Source organism: Protaetiibacter mangrovi (assembly GCF_024752305.1).
Lineage (GTDB): Bacteria > Actinomycetota > Actinomycetes > Actinomycetales > Microbacteriaceae > Homoserinibacter > Homoserinibacter mangrovi.
In genome coordinates this window covers 120,552-141,044 of the sequence record NZ_JANTHX010000003.1, presented here as the reverse complement: position 1 = coordinate 141,044, position 20,493 = coordinate 120,552, and the positions used below count along the sequence as shown (strand labels likewise).

At 71.1% G+C, this 20,493-nt stretch carries 19 protein-coding genes; 3 read left to right on the top strand and 16 right to left on the bottom strand.

Annotated features, from left to right (window positions below; translation table 11 throughout):
• Nucleotides 1–43: 43 nt before the first annotated feature.
• The 3 genes from NUH29_RS01295 to NUH29_RS01285 form a co-directional block, all read right to left on the bottom strand.
• Nucleotides 44–274 (bottom strand): hypothetical protein, encoded by a 231-nt coding sequence (locus tag NUH29_RS01295; RefSeq protein ID WP_258797054.1) that lies wholly within the window; start codon nucleotides 272–274, stop codon nucleotides 44–46.
• A 212-nt stretch (nucleotides 275–486) separates the two neighbouring features.
• A complete protein-coding gene (rpsD, locus tag NUH29_RS01290; protein ID WP_258797053.1) occupies nucleotides 487–1,116 on the bottom strand; it encodes a 30S ribosomal protein S4 in 630 nt (209 codons plus the stop codon).
• Between the two features lie 142 nt (nucleotides 1,117–1,258).
• Nucleotides 1,259–2,623: a replication-associated recombination protein A gene (locus NUH29_RS01285; RefSeq protein WP_258797258.1), complete on the bottom strand. Its 1,365-nt coding sequence runs from the start codon at nucleotides 2,621–2,623 to the stop codon at nucleotides 1,259–1,261.
• 177 nt (nucleotides 2,624–2,800) lie between these two features.
• On the opposite strand from NUH29_RS01285, the gene NUH29_RS01280 reads away from it, so the two are divergent.
• The 3 genes from NUH29_RS01280 to NUH29_RS01270 all read left to right on the top strand — a co-directional run bounded on the left by NUH29_RS01280 (nucleotide 2,801) and on the right by NUH29_RS01270 (nucleotide 5,505).
• A complete protein-coding gene (locus NUH29_RS01280; protein ID WP_258797052.1) occupies nucleotides 2,801–3,595 on the top strand; it encodes a peptidylprolyl isomerase in 795 nt (264 codons plus the stop codon).
• 54 nt (nucleotides 3,596–3,649) lie between these two features.
• On the top strand, nucleotides 3,650–4,879 hold the full coding sequence (locus tag NUH29_RS01275) for a DUF349 domain-containing protein (protein ID WP_258797051.1): 1,230 nt from the start codon (nucleotides 3,650–3,652) through the stop codon (nucleotides 4,877–4,879).
• A gap of 86 nt (nucleotides 4,880–4,965) precedes the next feature.
• A complete protein-coding gene (locus tag NUH29_RS01270; protein ID WP_258797050.1) occupies nucleotides 4,966–5,505 on the top strand; it encodes a hypothetical protein in 540 nt (179 codons plus the stop codon).
• Here NUH29_RS01270 and NUH29_RS01265 read toward each other — a convergent pair.
• From NUH29_RS01265 to NUH29_RS01205, 13 genes are all read right to left on the bottom strand, one after another.
• Entirely contained in the window at nucleotides 5,492–7,741 is a 2,250-nt protein-coding gene (locus NUH29_RS01265; RefSeq protein ID WP_258797049.1) for a RelA/SpoT family protein, read from the bottom strand. The genes NUH29_RS01270 and NUH29_RS01265 overlap by 14 nt on opposite strands.
• 50 nt (nucleotides 7,742–7,791) lie before the next feature.
• Nucleotides 7,792–8,808 carry a protein translocase subunit SecF gene (gene secF / locus NUH29_RS01260; protein ID WP_258797048.1) on the bottom strand — a complete coding sequence of 339 codons (1,017 nt, stop codon included), beginning with the start codon at nucleotides 8,806–8,808 and terminating at the stop codon, nucleotides 7,792–7,794.
• Nucleotides 8,808–10,565, bottom strand: a complete 1,758-nt coding sequence (secD, locus tag NUH29_RS01255) for a protein translocase subunit SecD (RefSeq protein ID WP_258797047.1) — start codon at nucleotides 10,563–10,565, stop codon at nucleotides 8,808–8,810. The genes secF and secD overlap by 1 nt, the downstream gene beginning before the upstream one ends.
• A 2-nt stretch (nucleotides 10,566–10,567) precedes the next feature.
• Entirely contained in the window at nucleotides 10,568–10,981 is a 414-nt protein-coding gene (gene yajC, locus NUH29_RS01250; RefSeq protein ID WP_258797046.1) for a preprotein translocase subunit YajC, read from the bottom strand.
• A 76-nt stretch (nucleotides 10,982–11,057) separates the two neighbouring features.
• A complete protein-coding gene (gene ruvB / locus NUH29_RS01245; RefSeq protein ID WP_258797045.1) occupies nucleotides 11,058–12,098 on the bottom strand; it encodes a Holliday junction branch migration DNA helicase RuvB in 1,041 nt (346 codons plus the stop codon).
• The gene (ruvA, locus tag NUH29_RS01240; protein ID WP_258797044.1) at nucleotides 12,095–12,706 is read right to left on the bottom strand and encodes a Holliday junction branch migration protein RuvA; all 612 of its coding nucleotides are present in this window, start codon (nucleotides 12,704–12,706) and stop codon (nucleotides 12,095–12,097) included. The genes ruvB and ruvA overlap by 4 nt, the downstream gene beginning before the upstream one ends.
• A 3-nt stretch (nucleotides 12,707–12,709) precedes the next feature.
• Entirely contained in the window at nucleotides 12,710–13,270 is a 561-nt protein-coding gene (ruvC, locus tag NUH29_RS01235; RefSeq protein WP_258797043.1) for a crossover junction endodeoxyribonuclease RuvC, read from the bottom strand.
• A 24-nt stretch (nucleotides 13,271–13,294) separates the two neighbouring features.
• Complete coding sequence (locus tag NUH29_RS01230) at nucleotides 13,295–14,056, bottom strand: YebC/PmpR family DNA-binding transcriptional regulator (protein ID WP_258797042.1); 762 nt, start codon at nucleotides 14,054–14,056, stop codon at nucleotides 13,295–13,297.
• Nucleotides 14,057–14,103: 47 nt separating this feature from the next.
• Entirely contained in the window at nucleotides 14,104–14,730 is a 627-nt protein-coding gene (locus NUH29_RS01225) for a hypothetical protein (protein ID WP_258797041.1), read from the bottom strand.
• A gap of 39 nt (nucleotides 14,731–14,769) precedes the next feature.
• A complete protein-coding gene (gene pdxT / locus NUH29_RS01220; protein ID WP_258797040.1) occupies nucleotides 14,770–15,378 on the bottom strand; it encodes a pyridoxal 5'-phosphate synthase glutaminase subunit PdxT in 609 nt (202 codons plus the stop codon).
• On the bottom strand, nucleotides 15,368–16,282 hold the full coding sequence (pdxS, locus tag NUH29_RS01215; protein WP_258797039.1) for a pyridoxal 5'-phosphate synthase lyase subunit PdxS: 915 nt from the start codon (nucleotides 16,280–16,282) through the stop codon (nucleotides 15,368–15,370). The genes pdxT and pdxS overlap by 11 nt, the downstream gene beginning before the upstream one ends.
• Before the next feature lie 81 nt (nucleotides 16,283–16,363).
• Nucleotides 16,364–16,927, bottom strand: coding sequence for an HIT family protein (locus NUH29_RS01210; protein WP_258797038.1), 564 nt, complete (start codon nucleotides 16,925–16,927; stop codon nucleotides 16,364–16,366).
• A 74-nt stretch (nucleotides 16,928–17,001) separates the two neighbouring features.
• Complete coding sequence (locus NUH29_RS01205) at nucleotides 17,002–20,358, bottom strand: S8 family serine peptidase (protein ID WP_258797037.1); 3,357 nt, start codon at nucleotides 20,356–20,358, stop codon at nucleotides 17,002–17,004.
• Nucleotides 20,359–20,493 lie beyond the last annotated feature (135 nt).

Below are 20,493 nucleotides of genomic sequence, written 5' to 3'. Positions count from 1 at the left end.
CCGGGAGCGGCCCGCGGGCCGCCGGCCCGATGGCGGGATGGGTTCAGGACTTGGCGCGCTTGGCGAGGTCGTCGATCGCGTCCTGCGCGTTGGCGACGGCCTGGCGCAACTCGGACTCGCGGGCCTTGTAACCCGTGACGACCGCGTCGCCGAACTCCTTCGCCTTGCTGTCGACGTCGTCGAAGAACTTCTTGCCGGCATCCGTCTTGGACACCTCGTGCGCGACCACGAAGCCGATGGCGACTCCGGCGATCAGAAGCAGTGCACCCTTCATCGTGTTCCTCACTTCCCGTTCGCGGCGTCGGCGGCGGATGCCGCGCAACTGTCTTAGCCTATGCCGTCTTGGGGATGCGCGTTTGGGGGTTGCGTTCAGAGCGACGAAAGCCCCGGGGCGAACCCCGGGGCCTCCTGTGCTTGTCGGCGCGCTGCGTAGCTGTATTCTCCGGCGCCGCGGTGACCCGCGGCGCTGAGTACTACGTCGCTCGCTCAGCGAGCGGCGTAGTACTCGACCACGAGCTGCACGTCGCAGGTCACGGGGACCTCGGCGCGCTTCGGGCGACGCACGAGGCGCGCCTGCAGCTTGTCGAGCTCGACCTCGAGGTAGCCCGGGGTCTTGGGGAGCACGTCGACGTGGCCACCGGCGGCGGCGACCTGGAACGGCTCGGTGCCCTCGGAGCGGGCCTTGACGTGGATGAGCTGGCCCGGCTTCACACGGAACGACGGGCGGTCGACGATCTGACCGTCGACCTGGATGTGACGGTGCACGACGAACTGACGGGCCTGGGCGGTGGTGCGGGCGAAGCCGGCACGCAGCACGAGGGCGTCCAGACGCATCTCGAGCAGCTCGACGAGGTTCTCACCGGTGAGGCCCTGGGTGCGGCGGGCCTCGTTGAAGACGATGCGCAGCTGCTTCTCGCGGATGCCGTACTGCTCGCGCAGACGCTGCTTCTCGCGGAGGCGGACGGCGTAGTCGCTGTCGGCCTTGCGCTTGGTGCGGCCGTGCTCGCCCGGGGCGTAGGGGCGCTTCTCGAGGTAGCGGGCGGCCTTCGGCGTCAGCGGGATGCCGAGAGCACGGGACAGACGGACCTTGCGGCGGTCCTGGGACTTGGTGGGCATGGATGACCTTCCAACACATGGCCGCGACTCTCACGGCTCACAGACGTGCATCCCTCCGTCCGCGATCCGGGCGCACGTCGACGCGACCGGCGGAACTCGAGGGGGGATGTGTTCGACAGGCGAACCGGGAAAGTCTACCAGATCAGCCGTCGGCGCCGGCCGCGTCGTCGTCGCGCGCGGCGGGCTCCCGCTTGGGCATCGGCTCTCCAACGAGCAGCGCACGGAGGCGCGCGAGGCGCGGGCCGAGCTCGCGCTCGTAGCCGTTGCCGGTCGGGTCGTAGTAGCGGGTGCCTCGGAGCTCCTCGGGCAGGTACTGCTGCTCGGCCACGCCGTACGGGGCGTCGTGCGCGTAGCGGTACCCCTTGCCGTGACCGAGACGCGTGGCGCCCGGATAGTGCGCGTCGCGGAGATGGATCGGAACGCGCCCGATCCGTCCCGCGCGCACGTCGGCGATGGCGGCGTCGAGCGCGAGGTAGGAGGCGTTCGACTTGGGCGCGGTGGCCAGGTAGACGACGGCCTCGGCGAGCAGGATGCGGCCCTCCGGCATGCCGATGAGCGCCACGCCTTCCGCGGCCGATACGGCGAGCGTGAGCGCCTGCGGGTCGGCCATGCCGATGTCCTCGGCGGCGAGGATCATGACGCGGCGCGCGATGAACCGCGGGTCCTCCCCCGCCTCGATCATGCGCGCCAGGTAATGCAGCGCCGCGTCGACGTCGGAGCCCCGCACCGACTTGATGAACGCGCTGATGACGTCGTAGTGCTCGTCGCCCTGGCGGTCGTAGCGCAGCAACGCGCGATCGACGGCGGCCGCCACGACCTCCGCCGAGACGACGACGGCGCCGTCGGCGGCATCCTGGGCCGCGAGCGTCGCGGCCGCCTCGAGGGCGGTGAGCGCGCGACGCGCGTCGCCCGAGGCCAGGCGCACGATGGCGGCACGCGCCTCCGGTTCGAGCTCGACGGCCCCGGCGAGGCCCCGCGGGTCGGCGACCGCGCGCTCGACCAGGGTGCCGAGGTCGTCGTCCGAGAGGGTCTGGAGGGTGAGCAGGAGCGAACGGGACAGCAGCGGGGAGATGACGGAGAACGACGGGTTCTCGGTGGTCGCGGCGATCAGCACCACCCAGCCGTTCTCGACGCCGGGCAGCAGCGCGTCCTGCTGCGCCTTCGTGAAGCGGTGGATCTCGTCGAGGAAGAGCACCGGCGTGATGCCGTAGAGGTCGCGGGTGGTCCGCGCCTCGTCCATCACCTGTCGCACGTCCTTCACCCCGGCGGTGACCGCCGACAGCTCCACGAAGGAGCGACCGGAGCTGCGCGCGATCGCCTGGGCGAGGGTCGTCTTGCCCGTGCCGGGAGGACCCCACAGGATCACCGAGACGGATGCCCCGCCGCCGTCGGAGGAGCGCGCGAGGTTCACGAGCGGAGAGCCGGGGCGCAGCAGGTGCGTCTGCCCGACCACCTCGTCGAGGGTGCGCGGTCGCATCCGCACGGCGAGGGGCGTCGACCCGCTCATGAGCCCCTCCGCGCCTGCCACGCTCACATGCTATGCGCCGCCTGCGACCGCCGATCGTCTCGGCGACCGACGGCGGACCCTCGCGCACCGCCGCGTCGGTTTTGAGCCCTTCCGCGCGCTCACTAAAGTCGACCTGGGTCGCCGCACGTCGGCGACCGCACGTCGAGAGGACCACGGGTGGCATCGAGTCGGCAGCAGCGTGAGCAGCGTGAGGCGCGCGAGCGCCTGCGCGCCTACCAGGCCCGGCAGGAGGTGCACGAGGTCCGCGGGCGCCGACGCCGGCGCGACAACGTGCTCGGCATCGTCGGCGGCGTGATCGTGGCGGCTCTCGCAGTGACCACGCAGATCGTCTACTTCACGGCGGGACCGGGGGCTCCCACCCCCGAGCCCTCGGCGTCCGCGACTGCCGACGCGGGGCAGAACGTCGGCGCACCCGACTCCTCGCTCGCGGAGGGCCGCACCTGGACGGGTGAGATCGTGCTGAACGAGACCGTCACGCTCGGCATCTCGCTCGACGGGCTCGCCGCCCCGCAGGCGGTGTCGGGCTGGATCCAGGATGTCCAGGACGGCTACTACGACGGCAAGACCTGCCATCGCCTCGCCACCGCCGACACCTTCTCGTTCCTGCAGTGCGGATCCCTCGACGGGACCGGCGCCGGGGACCCCGACTTCTCCTACGGTCCGATCGAGAACGCGCCGCCGGACGACATCTACCCCGCCGGCACGATCGCGATGGCCCGCGCGAGCGGCGACGCCTACAGCAACGGTCACCAGTTCTTCATCGTCACGGGCGACACCACGCTTCCCTCGGATGCGGCGGGCGGCTACACCGTCGTGGGGACGGTCACGAGCGGCCTCGACCAGCTGATCCGGGACATCACCTCGGCGGGCGTCGACCAGGCGACCCTCGGAAGCGACGGCACGGGCTCCCCCGCCGTCCCGACCACCATCACGAGCGTCACCCTGCAATAGGCTGACACGGGTCGGCGAGAGGCAGCCGACCGACGAGGCGAAAGCGGGAGATCAGTGAGCGACGAGCAGTCGGCCCCTTGGGGTCGCGTCGACGACGACGGAACGGTGTACGTGCGGGAGGCCTCCGGCGAACGCGCCGTCGGACAGTATCCGGGCGCGAGCGCCGAGGAGGCCCTCGCCTACTTCGAGCGCAAGTACGCCGAACTCGACGGTCAGGTGACGCTGCTCGAGCAGCGGCTGCGCGGCGGTGCTCCCGCCCAGGACGTCGCGAAGGCGGTCGCCGCGCTCGCGCCCACCATCCCGGAGGCGCACGCGGTGGGCGATCTCGAGAGCCTCTCGGCGCGTCTCGGGAAGCTGCAGGAGACGCTCGGCGAGGCCACCGAGAAGCAGAGCGCCGAGGCCGCGCAGGCCGTCGCCGACGCCGTGGTCGAGCGCGAGTCGATCGTCGCGGAGGCCGAGACGCTCGCCGCCCAGGATCTGTCGAAGGCGCAGTGGAAGCAGGTGTCCGCCCAGCTCGACGCGCTCTTCGCGCGCTGGCAGGCGGCGCAGCACACCGGTCCCCGCATCCCGAAGAAGGAGGGCGACGAGCTCTGGAAGCGGTTCCGCACCGCGCGGGCGACCATCGAGACGGCCCGCAAGGCGTTCTTCGCCGAGCTGGACACGGTGCACCGTGATGCGCGCGGTCGCAAGCAGCAGCTCGTCGAGAAGGCCGAGGCGCTGGCCGGCAAGGGCGCCGCGGGCATCCCCGACTACCGCCGACTGCTCGACGACTGGAAGGCGGCGGGTCGCGCCGGCAAGAAGGCCGACGACGCGCTCTGGGCGCGCTTCAAGGCGGCCGGCGACGTGCTGTACGGAGCGAAGGCCGAGGCCGATGCCGTCGAGAGCGCGGAGTTCGGCGCCAACCTCGAGAAGAAGCTCGCACTGCTCGACGAGGCCGAGCCGCTCCTCTCGGCGACGGATCGTACGGCGGCCCGCACGAAGCTCACGGAGCTCCAGCGCCGCTGGGACGAGATCGGCAAGGTGCCCCGGGATCAGATCCGCGTCGTCGAGGACCGCATGCGCAAGATCGAGACCGCGGTGCGCAAGCTCGAGGACGACCACTGGAACCGCACCGACCCCGAGAAGCAGGCGCGGTCGGAGGGATTCGCCGCGCAGCTCGAGCAGGCGATCGCGAAGGCCGAGGCCGACCTCGCGGCCGCCCAGAAGGCGGGCGACAAGAAGCGCATCGCACAGGCGGAGGACGAGCTGGCCGCGAAGCGCGCCTGGCTCACCGCGCTCGGGTAGTCCGAGCGCCTCCTCCACAGCCCGGGTTCCGCACCGATCGTGCCCGACGGAGCCCGTCGCGGCCGCGTGCCCGCCAAGCTGGGGCGATGACCAGCTTCCCCGCCATCTCGGGTCTTCCGGAGGTCGAACTCCAGGCCATGCGGCTCGACGGCGAGAGCTACCGTCTGGGGCTCATCGAGATCCCGATCGGCATCCGGACGACACCGCACGCGCGCGCCGCAGCCGTGCTGAGCGGACGCTCCCCCCGACTCGTGGCCGCCCTCGAGACGGCCGCGTGGATCTGGGGTGCCGCCGCACGACCGCCGCGAGACGCGTTCCTGGTGGGTCTCGCCGCACGGTGGCGTCCCGTGGCCGGTGCGGGCATCGACGTGATCGAGAGCGTCATCCGCCCGGGAGATGTGGTGCCGCTCGGACCGCACGCGGTCACGAGCCCGCTGCGCACCGCCCTGGACCTCGTGCGATTCCGCGCGGGCTCCCCCGCGCTCGACCCACCGCTGCTGCGCGCGCTCGCGTCGCGCGGGGGCTTCACCGCCGACGACGCGGTCCGCGCGCTCGACCGCGGGCGCAACCTCTCGGGCAAGCGAGCGGCCGCGACCCTGCTGCGCGCGGCGCTCAGCCCGAGTTGACGCGGTAGACGTCGTAGACGGCGTCGATGCGGCGCACCGCGTTGAGCAGCCGGTCGAGGTGGACGGTGTCGCCCATCTCGAAGACGTAGCGGCTGAGGGCGAGCCGGTCGTTCGACGTCGACACGCTCGCCGAGAGGATGTTGACGTGGTGCTCGGAGAGCACCCGCGTGATGTCCGAGAGCAGCCCGGCGCGATCGAGGGCCTCGACCTGGATCTGCACCAGGAAGACGCTCGAGGAGTTCGGCGCCCACTGCACCTCGATCATCCGGTCCGGTTCGGCGAGCAGCGTCTTGACGTTCACGCAGTCGCCGCGATGCACGGAGACGCCGGCACCGCGGGTCACGAAGCCGACGATCTCGTCGCCCGGCACCGGGGTGCAGCACTTGGCCAGCTTCACGAGGATGTCGGGGGCGCCGCGCACGAGCACCCCGGAGTCGCTGGGCCGCAGGGCACGGCCGCGCTTGGGGGTGAAGGCGAGGGTCTCCTCCTCGTTCTCCACCTCGGTCTGCAGCGAGCCGAGCACCTTCTCGATCACCGACTGGGTGGACACGTGGCCTTCGCCGACGGCGGCGTAGAGGGCCTCCACCCCGTCGTAACGCATCTGCGCCGCGACCTGGTTGACGACGTCCTGGCTCATGAGCTTCTGCAGCGGGAGGTTCTGCTTGCGCATGGCGCGCGCGATCGAGTCCTTGCCCTGCTCGATCGCCTCCTCGCGGCGCTCCTTGGTGAACCAGCCGCGGATCTTGTTGCGCGCGCGCGCCGACTTCACGAAGTTCAGCCAGTCCTGGCTGGGGCCGGCATCCGGGTTCTTCGAGGTGAAGATCTCGACGACGTCGCCCGAGTTCAGGGTGGACTCGAGCGGCACGAGTCGCCCGTTCACCTTGGCGCCCATGGTGCGGTAGCCGATCTCGGTGTGCACGGCGAACGCGAAGTCGACCGGCGTCGCACCCGACGGGAGGCCGATGACCTTGCCCTGCGGCGTGAAGACGTAGACCTCCTTGGCACCGATCTCGAAGCGCAGGTTGTCGAGGAACTCCCCCGGATCCGCGGTCTCCGCCTGCCAGTCGCTGATGTGCGCGAGCCAGGCCATCTCGGTGCCGGACTGCGTCGCACCGGCGTCGCTGCGCCCCGTCGCCATCCGCTCCTTGTACGCCCAGTGGGCGGCGACGCCGAACTCGGCCCTCTCGTGCATCTCGTGGGTGCGGATCTGGATCTCGACCGCGCGTCCCTTGGGGCCGATCACGGTCGTGTGCAGCGACTGGTACAGGTTGAACTTCGGGGTCGCGATGTAGTCCTTGAACCGGCCGGGGATCGGGTTCCACCGCGCGTGGATCGCGCCGAGCACGGCGTAGCAGTCGCGAATCGAGTTCACGAGCACCCGGATGCCGACGAGGTCGTAGATCTCGTCGAACTCGCGCCCCCGCACGACCATCTTCTGGTAGATCGAGTAGTACTGCTTGGGGCGGCCCACGACCTGCCCCTTGATGCGGGCCGCGCGCAGGTCCTCGCCGACCGCGTCGATCACCTGCTGCACGAACTCCTCGCGCTGCGGGGTGCGGTCCTTGACGAGGCTCTCGATCTCGACGTAGAGCTTCGGGTAGAGCACGGCGAAGCTCAGATCCTCGAGCTCCCACTTGATGGTCTGGATGCCGAGACGGTGCGCGAGCGGCGCGTAGATCTCGAGGGTCTCCTGCGCCTTGCGCGCGGCCGACTCCTGCGGCACGAACCCCCAGGTGCGTGCGTTGTGCAGGCGGTCGGCGAGCTTGATGATCAGCACGCGGATGTCCTTCGACATCGCGACCACCATCTTGCGCACCGTCTCGGCCTGCGCGGAGTCGCCGTACTTGAGCTTGTCGAGCTTCGTCACGCCGTCGACCAGCATGGCGATCTCGTCGCCGAAATCGCCGCGCAGCATGTCGAGCGTGTAGGCGGTGTCCTCGACGGTGTCGTGCAGCAGCGCGGCGGCGATGGTCTTCGGGCCGATGCCGAGATCGGCGAGGATCTGCGCGACCGCGACCGGATGCGTGATGTACGGCTCGCCGCTGCGCCGGGTCTGCCCGTCGTGGGCCCGCTCCGCGGCGCTGTAGGCGCGCTCGATGAGGGCCAGATCGGCCTTCGGGTGGTGCGAGCGCACCGTCTTCAGGAGTCTGTCGACGGCACCCGTCGGCTGCGCCCGGGAGAAGAGCCGTGGCAGCAGCGCGCGACGCGTCGCCGTGCTCTGCATCTCGGTGCTCATGCGCCCTCCCGGACCTCTGATTCTAGGCGGGGAGGGCGCACGTCACCGGATCAGGCAGCGACGGTCTCGCCGCGGCGCTGCCGCACGCGCTTGTCGCGCTTCGCGATCTCGGGCTCGCCCTCGCGGAACACCGAGTAGAGCGGAGCACCGAACGCGGGCGTCGAGTACGTGCCCGCGATCGTTCCGACCAGCAGCGCGAGCGAGATGTCGCGCAGCGTGTCGGCACCCAGCACGAAGGCGCCGATGAACAGGATGGCGGCGACCGGCAGGGCCGCGACGACACCGGTGTTGATCGAACGCACGAGCGTCTGGTTGACGGCGAGGTTGACCGCCTCGCCGAAGGTGCGATGCGAGTCGTCGCCGAGCTCCGCGGTGTTCTCGCGGATCTTGTCGAACACCACGACGGTGTCGTAGAGCGAATAGCCGAGGATCGTCAGGAAGCCGATCACCGCGGCGGGGGTGATCTCCCACCCCGTGGCCGCGTAGATGCCGACGCTGATGATCAGGTCGTGCATGAGCTTCAGGATGGCGGCGATCGACATCTTCCAGGTGCGGAAGTAGAGCGCCATGAAGACGAGGGCCAGCACGATGAACACCCCGAGGGCGCGCAGCGCGCTCTCGGTGATGTCGGCGCCCCAGGTCGCGCCGATGAACGACGACGAGACCGAGTCGGTGCCGTAGGCGTCCTCGAGGTTGAGCGTGACCTGCTGCGTCTCCTGATCGGTGAGCTGGTCGGTCTGCACGCGCACGCCGTCGTCGCCGACCGTGCTGACGCGCACCACGGCATCCGACACGACATCGTGCACGGCGGTCTCGGCGAGCCCCGTGTCGATCGGGATGTGCGACTCCGGCACGTCCGCGACGAGGAACTGCGACCCGCCGCGGAACTCGATGCCGAAGTTGAAGCCGTTCAGGAAGTTCCCGCCACCCCGCACGAACGGGACCGCGATCGACGCGATCATGAGCACGGCGGCGATCGTGAACCACATCCGCCGCCGGCCGACGAAGTCGACCTTGCGCGCGCCGGTGTAGAGGTCGTTGCCGAGACGCTGGAACGGGCCGGCCATCAGCGTGCCTCCTTCTTCCCGCTCGTGGACTTCTTCGATCCGGTGCTCGCGGCTTCGAGCTCGGCCGCCTTGCGCTCGGCGATAGTCTGGCGACGCTCGGCCTCGCGGCTGGCGCCCTGGCGGCGCGCGTCCTTCGAGATCCGGAACTCCGCGCGCCCGCGGTACACCGCACCGAGGGCGGTCGGGTCGAGCCCGGTCGCGGGGTGCCCGCTCGAGAAGAACTTCGTGGAGGCGAGCAGCTGCAGCACGGGGTGCGTGAACAGGATGACGATGATCACGTCGATCACGGTGGTGACGCCGAGGGTGAGCGCGAAACCGCGTACCGAGCCCACCGCGAGCACGAAGAGGATGATCGCCGACAGCAGGTTGACGCTCTTGGCGGCCAGCACCGTGCGCAGCGCACGCTTCCAGCCCGCCTCGACGGCACCGACGAGGCCGCGGCCGTCGCGCAGCTCGTCGCGGATGCGCTCGAAGTAGACGATGAACGAGTCGGCCGTGAAGCCGATGGCGACGATCAGACCCGCGACGCCCGCGAGCGAGAGCCGGTAGCCCTCGCGCCAGGACAGGATGTTGACCACGAAGTACGTGATCACGCCCGCCACGATGAGCGACGCGATCGTGACGGTGCCGAGCAGCCGGTACTGGAACAGCGAGTAGATGAACACCACGATGAGGCCGATGAGGCCCGCGATCAGGCCGCTCTGGAGCTGCGAGGCTCCGAGGGTCGCCGAGATGGTGTCGGTGCTCTCGACCGTGAAGCCCACCGGCAGTGCACCGTACTTGAGCTGATCCGCGAGGGTCTTCGCCGACTCCTGGGTGAACCCGCCGGAGATCTGCGCGTGGCCGTCGGTGATGGCGTCGTTCGCCGTCGGGGCGATCACCACGGCGCCGTCGAGCACCACCGCGAAGCGGTTGCGCGGATCCTCGAGCGACACCAGTCGCGTCGTGACATCCGCGAACGCGGCCGTGCCGTCCGAGTTGAAGGTGAGGTTGACCACCCACTCGCCCGTGGACGAGCCGGTCGACGTCGTCTTGACGCCCGCCTGGGCGTCCGAGATGTCGGCGCCCTCGACCTCGACCGGGCCGAGCAGGTACTTCTCCGTGCCGGCCTGGTTGCAGGTGATGAGCGGCTCGTCCGCCGGCGCCGTGTTGGCTCCCGAGTCCTGCACCTGGTCGCAGGTGAAGGCGTCGTACTGCTCCTGCAGCGCCGGGGTGATCCACGAGGTGTCCGAGCCGTCGGTGGGGGTCGCCGTGGGCGTGTCGCTCGGCGCCGGGGTGTCGGTCGGAGCCGGGCTCTCGGTCGCCGACGCCGTCGCGTCGTCGGTCGGCTCGTCGGTCGGCGATGCCGTGGACGTCGAGGGCGTGCCGGCGAGCAGCACGGCGCGGAACTCCATCTTGGCGGAGGCCTTGATGCGTTCGAGGGTGGCCTGATCCGGCGTACCCGGGATCGAGATGACGATCTTGTCGCCGCCCTGGGTGGTGATCTCGGACTCCGAGACGCCTGCCGCGTCGATGCGGTTGCGGATGATCTGCACCGACTGCTGGAGCTGCTCGTCGGTGACCGTCTGCCCGTCCTCGAGCGTCGGCGTCAGGATGATCTGGGTGCCGCCCTCGAGGTCGAGAGCGAGCTTCGGGGCCCAGCCCCAGCCCCACCAGAGGGCGCCCGCGGTGTTGAGCCCGACCAGCAGGACGATGATGCCCGCAAGCCAGGAGAGAGAGCGCCAGGCCTTGCGGACCGGCGTGCTGCGTGCTGCCACGGTTACTCGGTCGGCTTCGTGCGCGGGGCGCGCTTGGGCTTCTCCACCCGCTCGCCGAACTCCGGCTCGACCGCCTCGGTCGCCGCGTCCTCGGCCTCGACGGCCTCGGTCTCCGGCTCGTCGACGATGACGTCCTCGTCGGCGTGCTCGAGCTCGGTCGGGTCGACGACGCGCACGATCGTCTGGCGGTGCACGCGCAGCTTGGTGCCGGGGGTCGTCTCGACGATCGCCTCGTTCTTCTCGTCGTCGAGCGAGATGAGGGTGCCGAAGATGCCGTGCTGCGTCATGATCTCCGCGCCGGGGACGAGCTTGGTCTGCATGTTCTCGGCTTCGGCCTTGCGCTTACGGGAACTGCGCCAGGTGAAGAAGATCATGACCACCAGCAGGCCGGCGAGCAGGATCAGCGTGTAGTCCATGAGGAGAGGGGAGCCTTCCGGGATGTGTGAGGAACGGCGGCCAGCCTACGGAGCGAGGCTTCGCGGTCCCCGAGAATCATACGTCATCGTCGAACAGCGTCCCCGACACGGTCGGTGCGGCCGACGGCGGACGCCGCCCCAGGTGCTCCCACGCGCGGGGGGTCGCCACCCGGCCGCGGGGGGTGCGGCTGATCATGCCGATGCGCACCAGGAACGGCTCCACGACGGATTCGATCGTCTCGGACTCCTCGCCGACCGAGACCGCCAGCGTCGAGAGGCCGACCGGTCCTCCGTCGAACCGCGTGATCAGGGTGTCGAGCACCGCGCGATCCAGACGGTCCAGCCCGATCGGGTCGACATCGTAGAGCTCGAGCGCCTCGTGCACGACCGCTTCGTCGGCGTCGCGGTCGTGGACGAGCGCGTAGTCGCGCACCCGCCGCAGCAGCCGGTTGGCGATCCGGGGGGTTCCGCGGCTGCGGGAGGCGATCTCGGCCCGCGCCCGCGGCGCGAGATCCAGCCCGAGCAGCCGAGCCGCGCGGCCGAGCACCTCGTCGAGCTCGGTGTCGTCGTAGAACTCGAGGTGGGCGGTGAAGCCGAAGCGATCGCGCAGCGGATTCGGCAGCAGGCCGGAGCGGGTCGTCGCGCCCACGAGGGTGAACGGAGCCAGGTCGAGCGGGATGCTGGTGGCGCCGGCGCCCTTGCCCACCATGATGTCGATCCGGAAGTCCTCCATCGCGAGGTAGAGCATCTCCTCGGCGCTTCGCGCCATCCGGTGGATCTCGTCGATGAACAGCACCTCGCCCGGCACGAGGCTCGACAGCAATGCGGCCAGGTCCCCGGCGTGCTGGATGGCGGGGCCGCTCGACATGCGCAGGGGCCGCGCCCCCTCGTGGGCGACGATCATCGCGAGCGTCGTCTTGCCGAGGCCTGGCGGACCGGCGAGCAGGATGTGATCGGGCGCGCGCTGCTGCAGCTCCGCGGCACGCAGCAGCAGCTCGAGCTGGCCGCGCGCCTTTGACTGCCCGACGAACTCGGCGAGCGAGCGCGGACGCAGCGCGCCCTCGAAGGCGAGCTCGGCCTCGTTCTCGGGATCGGGCGCCGTGATCGGGTCGCTCACGAGCGCGCCCCCGCACGCTGGGGACCGAGCCGCGAGAGCGCGAGCCGGAGCAGCGCCGCCGTGTCGGCGGGGGCGGTGTCGCCGAGCTCGCCGAGCAGCTCGTCGACGGCGGCGCCGGCGGTGCGCTCCGGCCAGCCGAGCCCCACGAGCGCCGTCACGACATCCGCGCCCCGGGCCACCACGGGGGCGCCGGACCGCACGGCGGCCGGCGCCACGAGCTTGCCGGCCAGTGAGACGGTGATGAGCTTCGCGGTCTTCGGCCCGATGCCCGAGACCCGGCGGAAGGGCGCGTCGTCCTCGTCGGCGACGGCCCGCGCGATCTCGTCGGGGGCGAGCTGCGCCAGCACGCCGAGCGCCGACTTGGGCCCGACGCCCGACACCCCGCGCAGCAGGTCGAAGAGCTCGAGCTGCTCGCGCGTGGCGAAGCCGAACAGGCTGAGGTCGTCTTCGCGGACGATGAGGGCGGTGTGCACCGACGCCTCGGAACCGACCCGCAGGCTCAACGCGTGCTCGGGCGTGAGCGCCACCGACATGCCGATGCCGCCGACCTCGATGACCGCGCTCCCCCCGGTGACGTGCAGCACCGTTCCGCGGACACTCGAAATCATGTTCTAGAGTCTACGTTTCGCCGCGGACTTCTCGGCGTCGCGCCACGCCCGTTGCGCCGGGGTCAATCCGCCGCTCGCTCCCGCGTCGGGGGCGGTCGCGCCTCCGCGCCAGCCGTGGCAGATGGCGATCGCCAGGGCATCTGCCGCATCCGCCGGTCCTGGCACCTCGCTCAGCCCGAGCACGCGCGCCACCATCGTGCCGACCTGCGCCTTGTCGGCCGAGCCGTATCCGGTGATGGCCGCCTTGACCTCGCTCGGCGTGTGCAGCGCCACCGGGAGCCCCGCCTCCGCGGCCTTCGAGACCGCGATGCCGCTCGCCTGCGCCGTACCCATGACGGTGCGCAGGTTCTGCTGCGCGAAGACGCGCTCGACCGCGACCGCGTCGGGCGCGAACTCGGCGATCACGGCCGCGATGCCCTGGGAGATCGCGAGCAGGCGCGCGGGCAGCTCGGCATCCGCGGGTGTGCGGATGACGTCGACGTGCACGAGCGAGACCTGTCGGTTCGGCTGCACGTCGACGACGCCGACGCCGCACCGCGTCAGCCCGGGATCGATCCCGAGCACGCGCAACGCCCGGCCGGCGATGGATCAGTCCTCGGCGTCGAGCTCGGCCTGCACGTCGGCCGGGATGTCGAAGTTGCTGAAGACGTTCTGCACGTCGTCGCTGTCCTCGAGCGCGTCGATGATCCGGAACACCTTGCGAGCCGTCTCGGCGTCGACCTCCACCTTGAGGCTCGGCACGAACTCGGCCTCCGCGGAGTCGTAGTCGAGTCCCGCGTCCTGGAGGGCCGAGCGCGCCGCCACGAGCTCCGAGGGGTCGGTGATGACCTCGAACCCGCCGCCCTGGTCGACGACGTCCTCCACGCCCGCCTCCATCACGGCCTCGAGGATCGCGTCCTCGGTGACCCCGTCGGCCTTGGTGATCGAGATGACGCCCTTCCGCGCGAAGTTGTACGACACCGAACCCGGGTCGGCCAGGGTCGCCCCGTTGCGGCTGAGCGCCGTGCGCACCTCGGCAGCCGCACGGTTCTTGTTGTCGGTGAGGCACTCGACGAGCAGCGCCACCCCGTTCGGGCCGTACGCCTCGTACATGATGTTCTGGTAGTCGACCGACTCGCCCGAGATGCCCGCGCCGCGCTTGATCGCGCGGTCGATGTTGTCGTTCGGCACCGAGGTCTTCTTGGCCTTCTGCACCGCGTCGTACAGGGTCGGGTTGCCGGCCAGGTCGGCCCCGCCCATCTTGGCGGCCACCTCGATGTTCTTGATGAGCTTCGCGAACGACTTCGCCCGGCGTGCGTCGATGACCGCCTTCTTGTGCTTGGTCGTCGCCCACTTGGAATGCCCGCTCACGGTGCTCCTCTCGAAGAAATCCGCGGGCCAGTCTATCCGGGTCGCACTCAGCGGGCCGTCGCGGCACCCGGGTCGGGCAGCCGGACGCCGTACTGCCGCGCCTCGAGGGCCGCCAGAGCGCGCACGATCTGCGGTTCGTCCGCGCGCCACCCCGAGAGCGCGCGCGGTGAGATGCGCAGCAGCTCCGAGGCCCGCGCGTCGTCGAGCGCCCGCAGGGCGAGCAACCGTTCCCCGTCCTCGAGTCGCAGCAGTGCGCGGGTCTCGGCCGACCGCCACGCGAAGCGCAGGCGGGGCCAGAGCCACAGCAGCAGGACGACCGCGATCGGCAGGAACGCGACGCCGATGCCGGCGACCGTCGCCAGGGTCTCGACGGCCGCCTGACCCGTCCGTCCGGCGTCCGCGAGCGAGCCCCCCGCGTCGGATGCCGCGTCGAACGGCGCGCGGATGCCGCCCCCGATGAGCGGCACGTCGCCGAGGGTGCCGCCGATCTCGCCCATCGTGTCCTCGAAGCCCGTGCCCGCGTCCTCGAGCTGCGCCCACACGCCGCCGAGCACCGCGATCGCGTTGTGCACCGCGACGCCGACCAGCACGGCGACGACGGTCACCCCGATCGCCAGGGCGTCGGCGATGATCTGGGCGGTGCGGCGCGGGGCGAAGTCGGCGTAGAGGCTCATGCCGACAGCATGGCCGGTCGCGCCGCATCCCGCGAGCGGTCAGGCGGCGGCGCGCACCCGGTCGAGGAAGCGCTCGTGGAAGCGGTGCTCCCCCGTGACCTCGGGATGGAACGAGGTGCCCAGCAGGTTGTCCTGCTCGACCGCGACCACCCGCCCGTCGGGCAGCGACGCCAGCACGGAGGCGCGCGGCCCCACCGACTCGACCACCGGCGCGCGGATGAAGACCGCGTGCACGGCGGGCTCGCCCAGCTCGGGGATGTCCAGATCGGTCTCGAAGGAGTCGTTCTGGTTGCCGAAGGCGTTGCGGCGCACCGCCACGTCGAGCCCGCCGAGGCTCTGCTGCCCCGTGATGGAGTCGAGCACGGTGTCGGCGAGCATGATCAGGCCCGCGCAGGTCCCGTACACCGGCATGCCCGCGGCGATGCGCGCGCGCAGGGGCTCCGCGATCCCGAAGAGCCGGGAGAGCTTGTCGATGACGCTCGACTCCCCGCCCGGGATCACCAGACCGGAGACCGTCGCCAGCTCCTCGGGGCGCCGCACCGGGATCGCCTCCGCACCGAGCCCGCGGAGCACCGCGAGGTGCTCGCGCACATCGCCCTGCAGGGCGAGCACGCCGACCTGCGCGACCGAGCCGGGGCTACCAGCCACGCTCGGACAGGCGGTGCGGGGCGGGCAGATCGGCCACGTTGATGCCGACCATCGCCTCGCCGAGCCCGCGGGAGGCGTCGGCGATCACGGCCGGGTCGTCGAAGAAGGTCGTCGCCTTCACGATCGCGGCGGCGCGCTTGGCCGGCTCGCCCGACTTGAAGATGCCCGAACCGACGAAGACGCCGTCGGCCCCCAGCTGCATCATGAGCGCCGCGTCCGCCGGCGTCGCCACGCCTCCGGCGGTGAAGAGCACGACCGGCAGCTTGCCGGTCTCGGCGATCTCGGCGACGAGCTCGTAGGGCGCCTGCAGCTCCTTCGCCGCGACGTAGAGCTCGTCCTTGGTCTTCGAGCGCAGCACGTTGATCTCCGAGGTGATCGTGCGGATGTGCTTGGTCGCCTCCGACACGTCGCCGGTGCCGGCCTCGCCCTTCGAGCGGATCATCGCCGCGCCCTCGGTGATGCGCCGCAGCGCCTCGCCGAGGTTGGTCGCGCCGCACACGAACGGCGTCGTGAACTGCCACTTGTCGATGTGGTTCACGTAGTCGGCGGGCGAGAGCACCTCGGACTCGTCGATGTAGTCGACGCCGAGCGCCTGCAGCACCTGCGCCTCGACGAAGTGGCCGATGCGGGCCTTCGCCATGACCGGGATCGAGACCGATGCGATGATCTCGTCGATGAGGTCGGGGTCGCTCATGCGCGCGACACCCCCCTGGGCGCGGATGTCGGCGGGCACCCGCTCGAGCGCCATGACGGCGACGGCCCCGGCGTCCTCGGCGATGCGCGCCTGCTCGGCCGTGACCACGTCCATGATCACCCCGCCCTTGAGCATCTCGGCGAGGCCGCGCTTGACGCGGTCGGTGCCGAGGGAGGTCGCGGAGGGGGAACCGGATTCGGAGGTGCTCATGCACCAGATCCTATTCCGCCCGCGGAGGGGCCGACCGCGCGTGACGACACACGGGGCCACGGGGTCGGACGTGGCCCGGGCTCAGCGGGCGGGCCAGGCCTCGGCGAGCTCCTGCCGCACCTCGCCGAGCAGCTTCGGCAGGGCCTTGGTGCGGGCGATGATCGGGAAGAAGTTGGCATCCGTCGCCCAGCGGGGCACCACGTGCTGGTGCAGGTGCCCGGCGATGCCGGCGCCCGCGATGGCCCCCTGGTTCATGCCGATGTTGAATCCGTCGGCCCGGGAGGTGCGGCGGATGACGCGCATGGCGGTCTGGGTGATCTCGCCGATCTCGGAGACCTCGGCCGCGTCGGCCTCGTCGTAGGTGGCGATGTGCCGATACGGCACCACGAGCAGGTGTCCGCTGTTGTACGGGAAGAGGTTGAGCAGGGCGTACGCCTTCTCGCCCCGGTGCACGATCAGCGCGTCCTCGTCGGAGAGGGTGGGCGCCGTGCAGAAGACGCAGTCGTCGCCCGGTGACCCGCCGCCCTGCTCGATGTAGGCGATCCGGTGCGGCGTCCAGAGCCGCCCGAAGCCGTCCGGGATGCCGGCGAAGGAGCCGGCGGGCTCGGCATCGGGGTACTCGGTGCCGTCGTAGTCGCGTGTCATCCCCGCCAGATTATCGGCTCGCGGTGGCACATCTCGGGGGTGGGCGCGATGCGCCCACCCCCGAGTCGGCCCGACTACTTGACCTTGATCTTCGTGACCTCGACCGGGACGGTGTTGATCGCGTCCGAGCGCAGGGTGGCGGTCGTCGACCACGTGCCCCACAGCAGGCCCTTCAGGGTGTAGTCGAAGGTCACCGCACCGCCCGCGGTGGGCGGGCTCGTGAGGATCTGGTACGCGAGGTCGGTGTCGACGTCCGCGACGGTCACCCCGCTCGATCCGGTGCGGTTCTCGGCCCCGACCAGCGAGCCGACCGAGGAGTCCTCCGTCAGGGCGCCGCCGTAGGTCATCCAGTTGTTCTCGGTGGCGCCGAGCTGGATCCAGACCTCGAACGAGTTCGCACCGCCGTCGCTCCAGGACGGAACGTCCTCCCAGTCGACCACGAGGTAGTCGTTGACCCCGTCGTTCAGCGTGCCGATGTAGAGATCGCCTCCCGCCTCCGGGTTGAGGTCGGTCCAGAAGGGCGCGATCACGTTGTTCGGCGTGGCCGCGTCGGGGAACGACGCCGGGGGCGCGTACTCGACGTCGCCCGAGGTGCCGCCGCCGATGACGACGTAGCCGTTGGAGACGACGCCGATCCGGTCGTAGACCTCGCCGCCGTAGGTGTAGCCCGGCACCGTGAAGTTCACGATGCTCTCGTCGCCCACGTCCGCGATCGGCGCGATGCCGAAGGCGGAGAGCGGCAGGTATCCGCTCACCACCTCGTCGGTGGAGACGCCGTCCACCGCGTCCACGGTGGGCGGGAGCGCCGCCGTCAAGGTGCCGGTCCAGGTGGCGCCGAGCGCCCGCTTGTGCGCCGGAGCGGTGACCCCGGTGACCTTCAGCAGCGGGTTGGCGACGACGTCGATCGTGGCCTCGACGTCCACCGGCAGCGTGCTCGACGCCGTGACGGTGCAGGTCGTGGTCTTGCCGATCCGGATCTCGGTCGGCGTGCAGGACTGCGCGAGCGCCAGCGAGGCCTCGCCGACGTTCACCGCCACCGGCATGACCACCGGGATCCCTCCGCGGGCGCTCGTGATCGTGAGCTGTCCCTCGTGCCATCCGTCCTCGGCCCCGATCCCGCTGAGCACGATCGTGAGCGTCTTGGACTTGCCCGGTGCGACCGTGAAGTGGGACGGGCTCACGATGGCGGAGACCCCGCCCTCGAAGCTCGTGGCCACCGAGAACGTCTGCGGCTTGCCGCTCACGTTCGTCACGGTGCGCTTCACGACTGCGGCGCCCGGAAGCGGGTCGACGTAGATGCTCGGGATGTTGAGGTCGAGCCGGCTGAGCGGATCCGCGGCGCTCGCCACGAAGTCCTCGGCGGTCTCGCTGATCGTCAGGTTCGGCGACACCGCGCGATCGGCGCGGATGCTGCCGGCTCCCCGGTCGAACACCCCGGCGGGACTGCCGTCGGCGTTCACGACGCTCTGCACCGACGAGGTCATCAGCGCCGACTTCACCTGGCCCGGCGTCCAGTCCGGGTGGGCGGCGATCACGAGGGCGGAGACGCCGGCCGCGTGGGGCGACGACATCGAGGTACCCGCGATCGCCTGGTAGAGCTCACCCTGCGGTCCGGTCGCGAGGTCGGTGGACTCCGGGGTGAGACCCGCCAGGATCTGCACACCCGGTGCCGTGATGTCCGGCTTCACGAACTCGCCGATCGGTCCGCGCGAGGAGAAGCCCGCCATCACGTCGCCCTGCGCGGCCGTCGACTCGCCCGCAGCCCAGGTCGCGGTGGCGTCCGGGTGCGCGGCCAGGAAGGCGAGCAGGTCGTCGTTCGGGCCTTCGAGGTGGATGGCCGGCAGGAAGTGGTTGTCGGTCTCCACGTCGCTCGCGGTCGGGTTGAACAGGATCATGCCCGCCGCGCCGCCCTGCAGGGCGTTGTAGCCCTTCTCGACGCGCCCGTTCGATCCGCGCTGGCAGACCACGACCTGCCCGTCGACGGAGCCGGCGGGGAACGGCTCGAGGCAGAGCGCACCGCCCGTGTAGCCCGGCACGGATGCGGCGAGCACGACCGGGGCGTCGGTGACGCCCTGGGTGAGGGTGGCGCCGCTCTTGGCGTAGCTGGAGCCGTCGCCCGCCGTGAGCGTCAGGGTCGACGCGAACTGGCGGTCGAAGGTCGACGCGCCGACGGTGGTGACCCAGGGCCCCGCGTGATTCGCGGTCGAGGCGCCCGGTCCGTCGTTGCCCGCCGAGGCGTTCACCGAGATGCCGGCCGCGTAGGCGTCCAGGAAGGCGAGCTCCACGGCGTCGGTGTACACCGATCCGGAGCCGCTCACCGAGTAGTTGATGACGTCGACGCCGTCCACGATGGCCTGCTGCACCGCGGCGAGCAGGTCGGAGGTGTACCCGCCGAGCGGTCCGAGCGCGCGGTAGGCGATCACGGAGGCTCCGGGGGCGATCCCGCTGACCGGGCCGCGGTCGACGCCGAAGATCGGCGCGCTCGCGACGTAATCGCCCGCCGCCGTCGTCGCGGTGTGGGTGCCGTGGCCGTCCGAGTCGCGTGCCGAGCAGCCCCCCGCCGAGCAGAAGTCCTCCTCGCCGATGTCGTTCAGCGCCTGGTAGGTGTCGAGGAACGCGTGGGCTCCCACGAGCTTGTCGTTGCAGCTGAACGCCGCGTCGCCGCCCTCGCCGAAGTCGCAGGCCCACGGGCCGCCCGCGGGCGTCGGGAGGCCGTTGTCGGCGAGCATCGGGTGCTCGGGCCAGATCCCGGTGTCGATCACGCCCACGATGACGCCCTCACCGGCGAGATCCCGTCCGCCGAGCGACGGCCAGACCGCGTCCGCCCCGATGAAGGTGCTGGCGTCGTTGTCGATGGCGCCCGCCGCGGCGGCGGAGCTGAGAGCCGTGCCGTTCGCCGCGACCGCTGCGGTCGAGGCGGCGAGCGAACCGGTGTCGGAGGCCGGCAGCTGCCGCAGGGAGTTGTCCTGCACCGCGGCCACGCCGTCGACCGCGAGCACCGTCTTCGCGTAGCGGGCCGGAACCGTCATGGCGATCCCGCCGTACGCGACGGCGTAGCTCTCGAGCGCCTTCGCCGAGGGCACGGCGCCCGTGATGGCCGCCTGCGTCTCGGCGATCACGCCGTTCACGTACTCCAGGTACTCGGCGACGGCGGGGTCGGACAACGAGAGGTCCTTTCCGGTGATCTCCGGGCTCGTCGCCGCGTATCCGTCGACTCCGCCTGCGTACGAGGCCACGGGGTCGACGTCGACCTTGACCATCACCGGCACGATCGCGGCGTCGGAGCGCGCGAGCAGCTCGGCGTCGCTCTCGGCCAGCTGACCCGACTTGGTGCGGGCGCCCTCCTCGGGAGGGCCCTCGGGGCTCACCGCCGCAGCGGTGAAGTCGGGAACCGGTTCGGCGGCGTACGCGGGAGCGGCGATCGCCCCCATGACGAGTGCCGAAGCGGCGCAGACGGACACGAGGACAGATCGACGAGAGCGCATGGCTTCCCTTCCGCGAGTGGTGGTGCGGTCGTGGCGCCGGACCCCTGTTCGCGGGTAGACCCCCCGGTCTGGACAGCGCCT

Excerpts from the sequence above, each read along its gene's own strand:
- NUH29_RS01295 (WP_258797054.1), bottom strand. The coding sequence starts at position 274 with ATGAAGGGTGCACTGCTTCTGATCGCCGGAGTCGCCATCGGCTTCGTG.
- rpsD (WP_258797053.1), bottom strand. The coding sequence starts at position 1,116 with ATGCCCACCAAGTCCCAGGACCGCCGCAAGGTCCGTCTGTCCCGTGCT.
- NUH29_RS01285 (WP_258797258.1), bottom strand. The coding sequence starts at position 2,623 with ATGAGCGGGTCGACGCCCCTCGCCGTGCGGATGCGACCGCGCACCCTC.
- NUH29_RS01270 (WP_258797050.1), top strand. The coding sequence starts at position 4,966 with ATGACCAGCTTCCCCGCCATCTCGGGTCTTCCGGAGGTCGAACTCCAG.
- NUH29_RS01265 (WP_258797049.1), bottom strand. The coding sequence starts at position 7,741 with ATGAGCACCGAGATGCAGAGCACGGCGACGCGTCGCGCGCTGCTGCCA.
- secF (WP_258797048.1), bottom strand. The coding sequence starts at position 8,808 with ATGGCCGGCCCGTTCCAGCGTCTCGGCAACGACCTCTACACCGGCGCG.
- yajC (WP_258797046.1), bottom strand. The coding sequence starts at position 10,981 with ATGGACTACACGCTGATCCTGCTCGCCGGCCTGCTGGTGGTCATGATC.
- ruvA (WP_258797044.1), bottom strand. The coding sequence starts at position 12,706 with ATGATTTCGAGTGTCCGCGGAACGGTGCTGCACGTCACCGGGGGGAGC.
- NUH29_RS01225 (WP_258797041.1), bottom strand. The coding sequence starts at position 14,730 with ATGAGCCTCTACGCCGACTTCGCCCCGCGCCGCACCGCCCAGATCATC.
- pdxS (WP_258797039.1), bottom strand. The coding sequence starts at position 16,282 with ATGAGCACCTCCGAATCCGGTTCCCCCTCCGCGACCTCCCTCGGCACC.
- NUH29_RS01210 (WP_258797038.1), bottom strand. The coding sequence starts at position 16,927 with ATGACACGCGACTACGACGGCACCGAGTACCCCGATGCCGAGCCCGCC.
- NUH29_RS01205 (WP_258797037.1), bottom strand. The coding sequence starts at position 20,358 with ATGGGGGCGATCGCCGCTCCCGCGTACGCCGCCGAACCGGTTCCCGAC.